Annotated in this window: 15 protein-coding genes; 12 read left to right on the top strand and 3 right to left on the bottom strand. The window is 59.0% G+C overall.

The window, feature by feature from the left end; all coding sequences use genetic code 11:
* Positions 1-16: 16 nt before the first annotated feature.
* The 3 genes from repC to repA all read right to left on the bottom strand — a co-directional run bounded on the left by repC (position 17) and on the right by repA (position 3,755).
* Complete coding sequence (repC, locus tag ACTJKE_RS23175; protein ID WP_427143238.1) at positions 17-1,231, bottom strand: plasmid replication protein RepC; 1,215 nt, start codon at positions 1,229-1,231, stop codon at positions 17-19.
* Between the two features lie 186 nt (positions 1,232-1,417).
* Entirely contained in the window at positions 1,418-2,425 is a 1,008-nt protein-coding gene (repB, locus tag ACTJKE_RS23170; RefSeq protein ID WP_427143237.1) for a plasmid partitioning protein RepB, read from the bottom strand.
* Between the two features lie 97 nt (positions 2,426-2,522).
* The gene (gene repA / locus ACTJKE_RS23165) at positions 2,523-3,755 is read right to left on the bottom strand and encodes a plasmid partitioning protein RepA (RefSeq protein ID WP_427143236.1); all 1,233 of its coding nucleotides are present in this window, start codon (positions 3,753-3,755) and stop codon (positions 2,523-2,525) included.
* A gap of 359 nt (positions 3,756-4,114) precedes the next feature.
* On the opposite strand from repA, the gene traI reads away from it, so the two are divergent.
* The 12 genes from traI to trbI are packed head-to-tail and all read left to right on the top strand — an operon-like array spanning position 4,115 to position 14,255.
* Positions 4,115-4,741 (top strand): acyl-homoserine-lactone synthase TraI, encoded by a 627-nt coding sequence (gene traI / locus ACTJKE_RS23160; protein WP_427143235.1) that lies wholly within the window; start codon positions 4,115-4,117, stop codon positions 4,739-4,741.
* Positions 4,742-4,751: 10 nt separating this feature from the next.
* On the top strand, positions 4,752-5,729 hold the full coding sequence (gene trbB / locus ACTJKE_RS23155; RefSeq protein ID WP_113334007.1) for a P-type conjugative transfer ATPase TrbB: 978 nt from the start codon (positions 4,752-4,754) through the stop codon (positions 5,727-5,729).
* On the top strand, positions 5,719-6,102 hold the full coding sequence (locus tag ACTJKE_RS23150) for a TrbC/VirB2 family protein (protein WP_427143234.1): 384 nt from the start codon (positions 5,719-5,721) through the stop codon (positions 6,100-6,102). The genes trbB and ACTJKE_RS23150 overlap by 11 nt, the downstream gene beginning before the upstream one ends.
* Positions 6,095-6,394, top strand: a complete 300-nt coding sequence (locus tag ACTJKE_RS23145; RefSeq protein ID WP_427143233.1) for a conjugal transfer protein TrbD — start codon at positions 6,095-6,097, stop codon at positions 6,392-6,394. The genes ACTJKE_RS23150 and ACTJKE_RS23145 overlap by 8 nt, the downstream gene beginning before the upstream one ends.
* A gap of 8 nt (positions 6,395-6,402) precedes the next feature.
* Positions 6,403-8,859: a conjugal transfer protein TrbE gene (locus ACTJKE_RS23140; RefSeq protein WP_427143232.1), complete on the top strand. Its 2,457-nt coding sequence runs from the start codon at positions 6,403-6,405 to the stop codon at positions 8,857-8,859.
* Positions 8,831-9,634, top strand: a complete 804-nt coding sequence (gene trbJ, locus ACTJKE_RS23135; RefSeq protein ID WP_427143231.1) for a P-type conjugative transfer protein TrbJ — start codon at positions 8,831-8,833, stop codon at positions 9,632-9,634. Before ACTJKE_RS23140 ends, trbJ begins: the two co-directional genes overlap by 29 nt.
* Positions 9,628-9,804, top strand: coding sequence for an entry exclusion protein TrbK (gene trbK, locus ACTJKE_RS23130; RefSeq protein WP_427143230.1), 177 nt, complete (start codon positions 9,628-9,630; stop codon positions 9,802-9,804). Before trbJ ends, trbK begins: the two co-directional genes overlap by 7 nt.
* Positions 9,805-9,808: 4 nt before the next feature.
* A complete protein-coding gene (trbL, locus tag ACTJKE_RS23125) occupies positions 9,809-10,987 on the top strand; it encodes a P-type conjugative transfer protein TrbL (protein ID WP_427143229.1) in 1,179 nt (392 codons plus the stop codon).
* A 24-nt stretch (positions 10,988-11,011) separates the two neighbouring features.
* Positions 11,012-11,674 (top strand): conjugal transfer protein TrbF, encoded by a 663-nt coding sequence (locus ACTJKE_RS23120; protein ID WP_427143228.1) that lies wholly within the window; start codon positions 11,012-11,014, stop codon positions 11,672-11,674.
* 19 nt (positions 11,675-11,693) lie between these two features.
* A complete protein-coding gene (gene trbG / locus ACTJKE_RS23115; RefSeq protein ID WP_427143227.1) occupies positions 11,694-12,506 on the top strand; it encodes a P-type conjugative transfer protein TrbG in 813 nt (270 codons plus the stop codon).
* A gap of 3 nt (positions 12,507-12,509) precedes the next feature.
* Positions 12,510-12,947 (top strand): conjugal transfer protein TrbH, encoded by a 438-nt coding sequence (trbH, locus tag ACTJKE_RS23110; protein ID WP_427143226.1) that lies wholly within the window; start codon positions 12,510-12,512, stop codon positions 12,945-12,947.
* Between the two features lie 12 nt (positions 12,948-12,959).
* Positions 12,960-14,255, top strand: a complete 1,296-nt coding sequence (gene trbI, locus ACTJKE_RS23105) for an IncP-type conjugal transfer protein TrbI (RefSeq protein WP_427143225.1) — start codon at positions 12,960-12,962, stop codon at positions 14,253-14,255.
* Positions 14,256-14,318: the final 63 nt, after the last annotated feature.

Genomic DNA, 14,318 nt, shown 5'->3' with positions numbered 1-14,318 from the left:
TTCCTATCGCATATTGCTACGCCGATTTGGCCTGGGTTGACGCGGCGCCTCGCATGAGTGCCATCAACATCGGGCCGAGGCTAAACTCACCCCGTTGCGCGCGAGCGGTGAGATCGCGGAGATATCCGCCCGCTGAATTGATGTGACCTTCCCTCTCAAGAATGCAGGCAATCACCGCGGCAGCATTTTCGGGGCCCATGATTTCGCAGGCCTCCTGATAGGCAGAAGGAGAAACGCCCAGCATGGAACGAACCACCACAGCAGCGGCCATCATATCGCGCCATTGATCGATTTGTCCGCCGGGCGCGTAATCCGATATCTGCGGGCACGCCCGAACCACCATACCAAGTGGAAATGATTTCATCGGCTCCCCGTGACGCCTCGGCGCTTGGCTCGGTTTTGCCCCGAGCTCATTTCTAGAGCTAGGTTCAAGTTCATTGATGGATTCGGTATTTGAATTCTGTATGTGCTGACGGATTTCGCTATCATTGGCATCGGATTTTGCTGAAAGAACCTGCACTTCCAACATGTTGACCACGCCTTCCCGCAACAACGTCAATTCGTCGAGGAGATCTGCCAGTTCCCTAGCCGCCCTGGTGTTTCGAAGCCGGGCGACAATGGCAACAAACTGGTCCTCAATCCCCTGCCAATCACCCGAAACGCCCTCCTCTACTGCAGCGGAAATGAGCTTCCGGATATCCCGGCGCTCGATCGTGATCTTTTCCTTCATCACCTTAAGGCGCTGGTTTTCATCAGCCACCCGCTGGGCCATGACCGCGAGCTCTTCTGATCGAGCAAGCAGCGGAGCCAAATTGAAGCCAAAAGCGGTTTCGATAGTACCGTCCCGCCCCTTTCGCGCGTAGCGCTTGCCGTTCGGACTATCATTTCGATAGATCAGACCGGCCTCCACGAGAAGCGCCAGGTTCTCCCGAAGTGTCGTGCCGGCGATTCCATTAGCGCGAGCCGACAACTGCGCGTTTGACGGAAACACGATGAGATTGGCGCCTACAGTCAGGTCGCTTCCGGGGTAAAAAGACAGCAGTGCGTTGAGTACAGCCAACGCACGATCGCGCAGCCCAAGTAGGGTCCGCGCATCGCATACGTCTCGGTAGATCTTCCACTTGTCGGCTGACTTGTGCTTTTTGATGGTCGCGGACTCGAATTGAGCCTTCACCAAGGCAAGCGTCATCGGCCGCCGCCCGAAGGGCGTCGCTATGCGATCAGTCTGCATTTTTCATTACCTTTCGAAAGGCAACAGAAAAACGTTCACCAAAACGATGCCAAAGACTCTTGACGTGGATTCCGGGAAATGCGATTCTCTAGGTGCGAACTAATTGAGAAGGGCTTCCGGGATCTGTTTCGGGGGCCTTTTTCTTTGCCGTGTGAGTTTGGCCTGTTCACCGAACACACGCTTAGCTCATCGCTCTTCTCCATTACTGTTAAGTTCTTGGAATTCCCTGTAAAGCTGATCCAGCTTCGTCGAGACGAACTGCCCAAAAGCAGGGACGACCTTCTCCTCGAAGGTGATAGTCGTCTTGCCTTCACGCGCCTCGACGCGTGCTCCGCGCTTCCCGAGGGGTGTTTTCCAGAGGTCCGAGCTCTTGGCACGCTCTTTCCTGCTTGGCTCGCTAAGCGCGCGCAACAACGCGTCAAAACGCCCGTCGCTTTCCAGCCTCTGCTCCGCTAAGCCAGCGAGCAGCTCACGTGCGGTCTCAAGCTTGGCGGGGGAAGCGAGATGTTCGACGAGGGTCATCCAGCGAGCGCGTCCGGCTTTCGGTGCGGGACCGATTAATTTAACCAGCTCCTGGGGGACCTGGCGCGCGATGGCAACGTAGCGGCTCACGTCCGCTTTGTCAGAGACCAGAGCCGCGATGATCGTTGGCCGGTCGCATCCGTCGTCTTCCAGGTTCTTCGCAAAGAAAGCCTTCTCGATGAACGACAGGTCTTTCCGGTCGAGATTTTCTCGGCCTTGGGCGACATAGAGCTGGCTGTCCGACAAGTTTCGGACGATCGCACGGACGGGACGGCCGAGCTTTTCTGCTGCTTTCAGGCGGCGGCGACCATATGCGATTTGGAATCGCCCTGCCGCCTGTGGGTTTGGCCGCACAAGTATCGGAACCTGCTGGCCATGTTCTGCGATGCTCTCGACAAGAGCGTCGAACGCAGGATCGACTTCGATCGGAATCCGATCAATGATCTTGGACGTATCAATTGACGCCGGTTCGATCGAGATGACCGCTTCACCTTCGGCAAGCTGCTGCTGTAGTTTGGACGCCTGTTTGGCGTTTTCAGCCATCTCATGGAGCGACGAACCCATCGCCGAGATTGCGCCGGTGCGCACGCGGTCGGCTGACTTGGAGGCTGATGAAGCGGTAGCGACCGGCTTCTTCAGGAAGAGAGAGTCGATAGAATCCTTCCTGCTCACATTTCCTCTCCTATTCTAATCCGACCCGGAGTTTCGCTCGTTGTTGGGAGCTCCCAACAAGCAGGCCGGCAGGGGAATATGCCGGTGAGAATGTCCATCACGCGCGGCCCCAGGCCTGCTTAATGAGGGTCTCGATCTCGACATTGACGGCGTCCAGCGCTTCCATCGCCCTGTCATAGGTTGATCGGGTGAGATTTTCGCGCCCGATCTCGTAAAGCGTTTGCTTCGTAAGCCCGGCATCCGATACGGCCGCCGACTTGACCATGGGGTTGGTGAGGACGTGATCGTCGAACAGGTTGCGAAGGAGGGCTGCGACCTTTGTTTGGGGCGCATCCTGTGGCTCGAACCTCGTCAGAAGATATCGAACGAAGTCATATTTGAGGTCGCCCCCTGCCTCCCGAACGACACCGAGAAGGTCTCGGGTCATCAGCAGAAACTGGCTCATCGACGAGATGTCGAGCATCTGTGGGTGTACAGTCACGATCATTGCTGTCGCGGCGCACAGCCCGCTCAGCGTAAGGAAGCCCAGCTGGGGCGGACAATCAATCACGACCATATCGTAATTGTCGGCAACACCGTCGAGTGCTTCTGCGACCCGCGCGAAGAAAAGCGTTTCACCGCTACCGCCAGCACTCAGCGCCTTGGGAGTCGTGTGCTCAAACTCCATAAGCTCGAGATTACCAGGCACCAGGTCGAGCCCGTCGAAATAGGTAGGGCGAATAACCTCAGATAAAGCGCGGCGCTCCTGATCATATCGGATTGCAGCGTAGAGAGTCTGGTTGGACGCGACATCCAGTTCCGGGAGAACGCCGAGCAGGGCGGATAAACTCGCTTGCGGGTCCAGATCCACAGCAAGAACCCGATAGCCCTGAAGTGCCAGATGTTGCGCAAGATGAGCAGACGTTGTCGTTTTGCCTGACCCGCCCTTGAAATTGGTGACTGCGAGGACTTGAAGATGCTCGCCTGGACGGCGATGGGGGACGAACTCGATGCTTCCGCGTCCGCGGGTCGATTGTGCCAACAGATGCCGAATTTGATTGATGTCGGAGAGAGTATAGAGCCGTCGACCGTTGCTCGTAGTTTCCGGCTGAGGGCCTTCGCCAGCCAAAGTCATTTTTCTCAGCGTGGAATCAGATACACCCATCAATCGCGCGGCTTCGCCGGACGTAAACTTGCGTAGAACCTTTTGAGAGGTTGGGGGAAAGAGCGCTTCGCTCATCGACTGAAGGTGCGAGCTCAGCAAATCGGCCTGCTCACCAATGGTTTCATCAACGCTGGGCAAAGCCTTACGGTTCGAGTTTGTCGCGAAGCTCACGTTAGAATCTCTCATCACGGAATTTTTGCCAGAACGGCAGATTTACCGTGACGATACTCAAAACCCTTTGGTTGGCAAGGACTTAATGGTTAACGGCTGGTTAACCTAAGCTAGATGAAATCGAGATCGTAGGCCTGTTTTCCGAAACATTTCCGAGAGTTACCCGATCATTCGCGCTTTCGCGTTCTCGATCTGTTTATCTGTGAATCCTGCAAACCGCTCTACCCACGTTGGGCGTGAAACGACCTGATCTCCCCAAACTCGGCGAGCACCGCGCTGCGACTCACTCGCCCACCATTGCAGGATCCTCCAACTACCGCTCAATTCCATTCCATGCTGACTTCTCCGCCGATTAAACGACGACGGAGAAATTCATGCAGGTTTTCGCGCTCACCAAACCGCGGAATGTTCACGAAGCTCGGCTCATCCAGCAACATCACCAACTACGCGCTCGCGTCTTCGCTGAGCGGCTGGGTTGGGAGGTCAACGTTGTAGACGGTCAGGAATCGGATGGGTTCGACACTCTTGATCCAACCTACGTGTTGGCGGTTTCCAACGCCGGCGATGTGAGTGGTTGCGCACGGCTCCTGCCGGCCGTTGGCCCGACGATGGTGACGAGCGTCTTTCCGTCGCTTCTACCGAAGGACGGGCTTAGCGCACACCCGGCGATGGTGGAGAGCTCCCGCTTCTGCGTTGATACCAGCCTTGAGGAAGGCAGGGGATCGGGCTCGGTGCATGAGGTAACGCTGACCATGTTTGCGGGCATAATCGAGTGGTGCCTCGCAAACGCCATCACCGAGATCGTTACCGTGACCGACCTGCGGTTCGAACGCATTCTCAGCCGTGTCGGCTGGCCGCTTGGGCGCATTGGCGAGCCGAGCCGTATCGGAGTGACCATAGCCGTAGCGGGAATCCTTCAGGCGAACGCGGAAGCGTTCCAGAGGCTGCGTCCGTCCAGCTATCGCTCTCAATTCACCGGCCCTCTGGGCCAGGCAGCCTAAGGAAAAAGCCGTGAACCAGCTTCGCTCTCATCCTCGACTCGTCCGCAAGCTTCAGGAGGCGCTCGGCGATCAGCTCTGCGTCGCTCTCGATGATTCGACCGTGGTCGAAATCATGCTCAATCCAGATGGCAAACTGTTCATCGAACGGCTCGGCCATGGCGTGGCACCCGCCGGAGAAATGTCGTCCGCGGCGGCGGAAATGGTGATTGGAACGGTGGCGCATGCGCTCCAATCCGAGGTCGATACCGAGCAGCCGATCGTCTCAGGCGAGTTGCCGATCGGAGGCCATCGCTTCGAGGGTCTTTTGCCGCCCGTCGTCTCGAAGCCGGCTTTCACCATTCGCCGTCGCGCCTCGCGCTTGATTCCGCTTGAGGATTATGTGCGTTCCGGCGTGATGAGCGAACAGCAAGCGTTGACGATCCGCAGCGCAATTTCGTCCCGGCTCAACATCATCATCTCCGGTGGGACCGGCTCCGGCAAGACGACGCTCGCGAACGCCGTCATCAACGAGATCGTCAAGTCGGCGCCTGACGACCGCCTCGTCATCCTCGAGGACACAGCAGAGATCCAGTGCACAGCCGAGAACGCCGTCCTTCTCCACACAAGCGATACAGTCGACATGGCGCGGCTGTTGAAAAGCACGATGCGCCTGCGTCCCGACCGGATCGTCGTCGGCGAGGTCCGTGACGGCGCTGCGCTTACACTGCTCAAGGCCTGGAATACTGGCCATCCAGGAGGCGTTGCCACGATTCACTCGAACACCGCCATGTCGGCGCTCCGCCGTCTCGAGCAACTGACAGCTGAAGCCAGTCAGCAGCCGATGCAGGATGTGATCGGAGAAGCGGTCGATCTCATCATCTCGATCGAGCGAACGGCAAGGGGTCGGCGGGTTCGCGACGTCATACAGGTCGAGCGCTACGCCCACGGTGAATACGAAATCGAGTCTGATGAGCTCACGGAAGAACAGGAGGCCCGCCATGTCGCGTAAGAACGCTGTTATCGCCGCAGCACTCCTTGCAGCGCCCATCATCTTAGCGTCAGTCGCCCCGGCACTCGCGAGCTCCGGCGGCGGCCTCCCATGGGAAGGTCCGCTGCAACAAATCCAGGAGTCGATTACCGGCCCGGTTGCCGGTGCCATCGCACTTGCAGCAGTAGCGATCGCCGGCGGCATGCTGATATTTGGGGGCGAACTCAACGATTTCGCGCGGCGACTGGTTTATGTCGTGCTCGTCGCCGGCATTCTGCTCGGCGCCACCACCATCGTCGGCCTATTCGGCGCCACCGGCGCCTCTATCGGGCTCTCCGACGTGCGAGCCACCTCCATCGATCCAAGCGGAGAAGGGGAGGGGGCTCATGGCTGAGTCCTCATCGGGACTGCAACGCAACCGCATTCATCGTGCCCTGTCACGCCCGAACCTGTTGATGGGGGCGGACAGGGAACTTGTGCTGCTCACTGGGCTTGCTTCTGTCATTCTGATTTTCGTGGTGCTGACGGCATACTCCGCCTTGTTCGGCGTTGCCATCTGGATCGTCATCGTTGGTTTCTTGAGAATGATGGCAAAGGCGGACCCGCTGATGCGGCAGGTCTATATTCGCCACATCTCCTACAAGCATTACTACAAGGCGACCTCCTCGCCATGGCGCCGGTATTGAGGGAAGACATGGTCGCTCTCAAACGCTTCCGGGCCACCGGCCCATCCTTTGCGGATCTCGTCCCTTATGCCGGTCTGGTCGACAATGGCGTCCTTCTATTGAAGGACGGGAGTCTAATGGCAGGCTGGTATTTTGCCGGGCCGGACTCCGAAAGCGCGACTGACCTGGAGCGCAACGAACTCTCTCGCCAGATCAATACGATCCTGTCGAGGCTCGGAAGCGGCTGGATGATCCAGGTCGAGGCAGTGCGCATCCCGACATTCGACTATCCGTCGGATGATCGATGCCATTTCCCCGATCCGATTACCCGCGCGATCGACGCCGAGCGGCGCGCGCATTTCGGGCGCGAGCAGGGACATTTCGAGAGCAAACACGCGCTCGTCCTCACATATCGGCCGCTCGAGTCCAAGAAAACGGCGCTCAGCAAATACATCTACTCGGACGAGGAGAGCCGTAAGAAGAGCTATGCCGACACGGTACTGTTCGTCTTCAAGAACGCTGTGCGCGAGATCGAGCAGTACCTCGCCAACACCCTTTCGATTCGCCGGATGGAAACACGCGAGGTCGTCGAAAGGGGAGGGGAGCGGCTCGCCCGCTACGACGAACTGCTGCAATTCGTTCGCTTCTGCATCACTGGTGAGAACCATCCGATCCGACTGCCCGATGCGCCGATGTATCTCGACTGGATCGCGACGGCTGAGCTCGAGCATGGCCTGACCCCAAAGGTTGAAAGCCGCTTCCTCGGCGTTGTCGCGATAGACGGTCTGCCGGCTGAGAGCTGGCCGGGGATCCTCAACAGCCTCGACTTGATGCCCCTCACCTATCGCTGGTCTTCGCGCTTCATTTTCCTCGATGCGCAGGAAGCAAGGCAGAAACTGGAGCGGACCCGCAAGAAATGGCAGCAGAAGGTGCGGCCATTCTTCGACCAGCTCTTTCAGACGCAGAGCCGTTCGGTCGACCAGGATGCCATGACCATGGTGGCCGAGACGGAAGACGCCATCGCCCAGGCGTCCTCGCAACTGGTGGCATACGGCTATTACACGCCCGTCATCGTTCTCTTCGATCACGATCGCGAGGCGCTGCAGGAAAAGGCAGAGGCGATCCGCCGGCTGATCCAGGCAGAGGGTTTCGGCGCGCGGATCGAAACGCTCAACGCCACCGACGCTTTTCTCGGTAGCCTGCCGGGCAATTGGTATTGCAATATCCGGGAGCCCCTGATCAACACCAGCAATCTTGCCGATCTCATCCCGCTCAACTCTGTCTGGTCGGGCAACCCCGTCGCCCCGTGCCCATTTTATCCACCGAGTTCGCCTCCGCTGATGCAGGTAGCAAGCGGCTCCACGCCGTTCCGGCTGAACCTGCATGTTGACGATGTTGGCCACACCCTGATCTTCGGGCCGACCGGCTCGGGCAAGTCCACACTGCTTGCACTGATTGCGGCGCAGTTCCGGCGCTATCGCGAGGCGCAGATCTTCGCCTTCGACAAGGGAAGCTCGCTCTTGCCGCTGACGCTCGCGGCGGGTGGCGATCATTATGAGATCGGCGGTGACGCTGGAGACAAAGGGAGGGTTCTGGCCTTCTGCCCACTCTCGGACCTCGCGAGCGATAGTGATCGCGCATGGGCGACGGAATGGATCGAAATGCTCGTGGCGCTGCAGGGTGTCACAATTACCCCTGATCATCGCAATGCTATCTCTCGCCAGGTGGGGCTGATGGCGAGCGCATCCGGTCGATCGTTGTCAGACTTTGTCAGTGGAGTGCAGATGCGCGAGATCAAGGACGCGCTGCACCACTACACGGTCGACGGACCAATGGGTCAACTGCTCGACGCCGAACAGGACGGTTTGACCCTCGGTGCGTTTCAGACGTTCGAGGTCGAACATTTGATGAATATGGGCGAGCGCAATCTCGTGCCCGTACTCACCTATCTGTTCCGCCGGATCGAGAAGCGCCTTGTCGGCTCGCCCAGCCTGATCATCCTCGACGAGGCCTGGTTGATGCTCGGCCATCCAGTCTTCCGCAACAAGATCAGAGAATGGCTGAAGGTTTTACGCAAGGCGAACTGCGCGGTCGTCCTCGCCACTCAATCGATCTCGGACGCCGAGCGTTCCGGAATTATCGATGTCCTGAAGGAATCCTGCCCGACCAAGATCTGCCTTCCGAACGGCGCCGCGCGGGAACCAGGGACGCGCGAATTCTACGAGCGGATCGGCTTTAACGAGCGGCAGATCGAGATCGTTTCGAACGCGATCCCCAAGTGCGAATGTTACGTCGTTACCCCAGAGGGCCGGCGGCTGTTCGACATGTCGCTCGGCCCTGTGGCGCTCAGCTTCGTCGGCGCATCGGGCAAGGAACACTTGAAGCGTATCCGCGCGCTCAATTCCGAACATGGCCGCGACTGGCCAATCCACTGGCTTCAAACGAGAGGAGTTCACGATGCCGAAGCCCTGCTCAACTTCGAATAGATTGCTCGCTGGTCTGGCGGCAGTTGCATTGATGACCGGCACTATGTCGCCAGCATCAGCGGGCACCGCAACTGGCGCCGCAACGGAGTGGACGCAGGTCCTGAACAACGGTGAGTTGGTCGCTTTGGTCGGGAAGTCCGGCGAGCAAGTCCAGAACCAGCTCACCCAGATCAGCCAGTTGGCGCAACAGATCGAAACGCAGCTGAACATCTATCAAAACTTGCTGCAGAACACCGCGACGCTCCCGTCGCATATGTGGGGTCAGGTCGAAAGCGACCTCAATGAGCTGCGCAGGATCGTCGATCAGGGTCAAAGCATCTCGTTTTCGATGGGCAATGCTGACGACGTGTTGCAGCAGCGCTTCCAAAGCTATTCGCGCCTCAAGACCAACCTGCCGGACGCGACAAGCTTTTCTTCGAGCTACCAAACGTGGTCCGATACGAACAGGGATACGATCGCCAGCACGTTGAAAGCGGCGAGTCTGACCGCCGACCAGTTCGATAGTGAAGAGGGCACAATGTCCTCTCTGCGGTCGATGTCTGAGACCGCCGACGGCCAAATGAAGGCCCTGCAGGTGGGTCACGAGATTGCAGCGCAGCAGGTCGCGCAAATGCAAAAGCTTCGCGGCCTCGTCTCCCAGCAGATGACGATGATGGGAACCTGGCTTCAGACCGAACAAACCGACAAGGACCTTGCCCAGGCGCGGCGCGAGAAGTTCTTCGGCGCGACAGCGCCGTCCACGTCCGGCGGCGAGAAAATGAAGGTGGAATGGTGAGCACGAAATTGATCCTCCTCGCGACTGCAGCGTTCATGGCGGCCGGCAGTGCTGGTATTTGGCTTCTCATTTCTGAGAAGCAGGCTGCGCAGCAGCGCCGTGAAACGTTCTTCGGCTCGTCGCAGAAGTACCCGACCTCCGGCGGCGAAAAGATGAAAGTCGAGTGGTAGCGGCATGACAGCGATATCTCTTCACCGACTTCGATCCGCCATGCTGCTTACTGCCTTGGGCGTGCTGGTGGCGCAGCCGGTCCTCGCGCAGGAAGGTTCGGTGCTCACCTCACTGCAAAGCCAGATCACCACGGCCGCAAAGGGTTGGGAGACCACGGTAATGGATGCGGCGAAATCGCTGTTCTGGATCCTGGCGACGATCGAGATCGGCATTGCTGCAGTCTGGCTCGCGATCCAGGCCGCATCGCTCGACAGTTGGTTCGCCGAACTCGTACGGCGGATCATGTTCGTCGGCTTCTTCGCTTTTGTGCTGGCGCAGGGACCGACCTTCGCGAAGGCCGTGGTCGATAGCCTGTTCCAGATTGGCGCTGGCGGCGGCACGGCCTCGCCGGCCGACGTCTTTAATGCTGGGCTCGCTGTTGCAACGAAAATGTCGGAGAAGATTCAGTTCGGTCTGTTTGAGGACAACGCGCTGGCGATCTCGGCCGCTTTTGCCATGGTCGTGGTGGTTATTTCCTTCTCGCTCGTCGCCGCAATCTTCGTTTCGGTCATGGTGGAAATGTATATTGGCCTGCTCGCCGGTATGATCATGCTTGGCCTGGGCGGTTCGTCCTACACCAAGGACTTTGCGGTCCGATATTTGGTCTATGCCTTCTCGGTCGGAATGAAGCTCATGGCACTCGTCATGATCTCGCGGATCGGATCGGAAGTTCTGATCGGACTGGCAAACCAGCCCGACATTGGCGACCAGTTCCAAACGGCACTCGCGATCGCCGGCATTGCTGTGGTCGTCTTCATCATCGCGATCTACGTCCCGAACATCATGCAAGGGGTCGTCCAGGGCGCATCCGTCTCAGGCGGCATGGAAGCGATCCGGCATGGCGGCCAAGCGGCATCTTTCGCCACGGGTGCCGGCTTTCTCGCAGCGGGTGCAGCGGGTGCAGGCTTTGCGGCTGCCCAGGCCGCGCGAGCGGCGGGTTCATCCGTCGCAGGTGCCGCTCTTCGTGGCTTCGGTGCAGGGATCGGGTCGGCGGGAAAAGCTGCCGGCTCAGCTGCCAAGGAGAAGGCCATCGGCTCTCCCGGCGCCTATGCCGGGTCTATCCTGGGTCTCGCCAATTCCAAGCTCGATCAGGCGCGCAGTGGGAACAGCGGACCAAAATCACCTCCCGAACGCAAAGACTAACAGCAATCAGAAAGTGATCGATCGATGGCAGCGAACCGCGCCCCCGAAAACCCCTACCTTGCCGCGCGTCAGGAATGGAACGAGCGATATGGTTCGTATGTGCAGTCCGCCGCCGCGTGGCGGCTCGTCGGCATCCTTGGTTTGACTATGGCAGTGATTGGCTTCGCATATGCGATGTATCTCAGCACCCAGGTCAAGCTGGTGCCCTATATTGTCCAGGTCGATAAACTCGGTACCGCAGTAACCGCCGGTTTCCCCGAACAGATCGAATATGCCGACGTCCGAGTTGTGCGCGCCACGCTCGGCAATTTCGTCACCAGCTTCCGTTCGATCACGCCGGACGCGGTGGTGCAGAAGCAATACATCGACCGGACCTACGCGCTGCTTCGGACCTCCGATCCGTCGACGCAGAAGATCAACGACTGGTTCCGGAGCAACTCGCCGTTCGAGAAAGCGAAATCGTCGACGGTTGCCATCGAGGTCAACAACATCGTGGCGCTCTCGAACCAGACCTATCAGATCGACTGGACAGAGTACGAACGCGACCGGAAGGGCAAGGAAATCGGCACGCGCCGGTTCCGCGGGATCGCGACAGTCACGCTCACCGCACCGCAGGACGAGGCAACCATCCGTCTCAACCCCATCGGTCTCTATGTCCGGGACTTCGACTGGACAGCACAGCTTTAAGGGCAGGGAATTCACCTACATGAAAAGAATAGGATTGATCGCAGCCGCGGGCTGCCTGGCCGGACTCGCCTTTGTCAGCGGCGCTGCGGCGCAGAGCATGACGAACAACGAGGTGAAGGGTACCAACATTTCGAGGAAGTGGCGCGGTACACCTGGCCTGGTCACGACCGGCCCGGACGGCAAGGTCATCTTCCTCTTCGGCGAGACGCAGCCGTCGGTCGTCTGCTCACCGCTGCAAGTCTGCGATATCGAGCTCCAGGGTGGCGAAATCGTTCGCGATGTTCTAGTTGGCGATACCGTTCGCTGGAAGGTGGAGCCGGCAACCTCCGGCGCTACGGGCGGGCAGGCCATCCACCTGATCGTCAAGCCATCGGAACCGGGGCTCGTCACTTCCATGGTCGTCACGACTTCGCGGCGCACCTATCACATCCAGCTGAAATCGCATCCGAGCCAATACATGGCCCGCATTGGTTTCGAGTATCCCGAGGACGTGTCAACCAAGCTGGCCGATATCAACTCGCGACTGGAGACCGCAGGCATTCCTGGCGCCGCGCCCGACAAGCTGAACTTTTCCTATTTGATAAGCGGCAGCGCGCCCTGGAAGCCGAAGAGGGTCTATTCGGATGGCGCCAAGACCTACATCCAGTTCTCGAAATCGGTCTCGAGCCAGGATGCGCCGGTTCTTTTCGTCGTCAGCGGCGGCCAGAACCGCATCGTAAATTATCGGATGAAGAACGACATGATGATCGTCGACTATGCTGTCGAAAAAGCGATCCTCGTCTCCGGCGTCGGCTGGCGCCAGCAGAAAATCACAATCCGGCGGGGAGGCTGAATCATGCGCAAGCGTATTGCCATCATCATCGCCACCGCCATGCTTTCCGGTTGCCAGACAGCCGAGGACGGGCTAATCACCAATTCGACTCCCACCACCGTCACAGGTCCGGCCGCAAGCGCGATTGCGGGCGACATGGCAAGCCGGCTTGCCGAGCAGATCGGTCCTTCAGGCACGACAACCATCAAGATGGAGAAGGACTCATCGGACTATGCGGCGGCACTCGAGGCGGCGCTGAAAGGATGGGGCTATACGGTCATCACCGACGGCAAAGCCGGAAAGGACGTGAAACCCGTCGAGCTCGCCTATTCGATCGACGGCGTCGACGGCCAGGTACTCGCGAGGCTCTCGACGCCATCCATCGCGCTTGGCCGGGCCTACACGGCGACGGCTGCGGGTGCTGTGCCCGCAAGCCCGCTCTCGATCATGCAGCGCAATTGAGGGGAGGCGAGCATGGTCCAATCTCTGCAACTGGGCACCGCCAGCCAGGTCGACGATCAGAAGGGCATGCGCCGTCTGAACCGGCTGCCGATGATCATTGCCATCGTAATCGTCGCGATCTTTGTCGGCGTGGTCGTCATCGGACTTTCATGGCGCGGGCTCCCTTTCAATCGAAACAACGATCTCGACAGCACATCAAATGCTCCCGCGACGAACTTCGGCGACCAGCTCAAGCGTGGTGTCACCGATGGCATTATTGGTGATCCGGAACAACGCGAAGTGTTCCAGCCGACGCCCGCCGTCGAACAGAAGGTCACGAAGGAAACCGCCGTTGTCGATCGGACGCCCGAACAGCGAGAGGAGCCGCGCTCGAGGCTTGAATCTGAAGCGGAATGGAAAGCGCGCCTGAAACGGGAGCAGGACGAACAGTATATCCGTGAAGTGCAACGGCAGCGCATGGCTCGGCTACAGGCGCGGGCGACGGCTTTGGACTCGCCGTTGAAGGTGGATATTTCCGACGTCGACAAGGCCGTCAATAACTCTGCAGACATGGACCGGCAGACGACGACTGCCAACAGCACCTCGGACCTCTATGCCGCCGCCATGAAGTCCGGTCTGATGGGCCAGAACGTTGATCCAAACGCTCAAACCTCGAAGGAAGATTTCTTCAATCAGGACATCAAGGACCTTGGCTACCTGCCGAACCGGGTCGTGCCGCAGATGTCTGCCTACGAACTCAAGCGTGGCTCCGTCATTCCCGCCACCCTGATCACCGGTCTCAACTCCGACCTTCCCGGACGGATCACTGCGCAGGTCAGTCAGAACGTCTATGACAGCGCCACCGGTTACCGGCTCCTGATCCCGCAGGGGGCCAAGCTCTTTGGCCGCTACGATTCCAAAGTCTCGTTCGGGCAGGAGCGTGTCCTCGTTGTCTGGACCGACCTTATCTTCCCGAATGGATCAACCCTGCAGATTGGCGGCATGGCCGGTACCGATGCCGAAGGCTATGGCGGTTTCAAGGATAAGGTCGATCGCCATCTCTGGCACACGTGGAGTTCTGCGGCACTCATCGCACTGATCGGGGCCGGGATCGACATGTCGATGCCGCAAAGCTCGACGCTCGCAACACAGGAAACCGCCTCGGATGCGGCTCGGCGCAACTTCGCGGAATCCTTCGGCAGAGTCGCCGAGCAAACCATTTCCAAGAACCTGAATGTGCAGCCGACCATCCAGATCCGCCCCGGCTACAAGTTCAATGTGCTCGTTGACCAGGATATTATATTCCCGTCGACCTACGGCAGAAACTGACGAACAGCGCCCGGCTTTTGCCGCATATCAGTTCACCGGCNCCGGTGCAACATTGCTATCCCC

Source organism: Ensifer sp. 22521 (assembly GCF_052044795.1).
Taxonomy (GTDB): domain Bacteria; phylum Pseudomonadota; class Alphaproteobacteria; order Rhizobiales; family Rhizobiaceae; genus Ensifer.
This window is presented reverse-complemented; position numbering and strand designations above follow the sequence as displayed.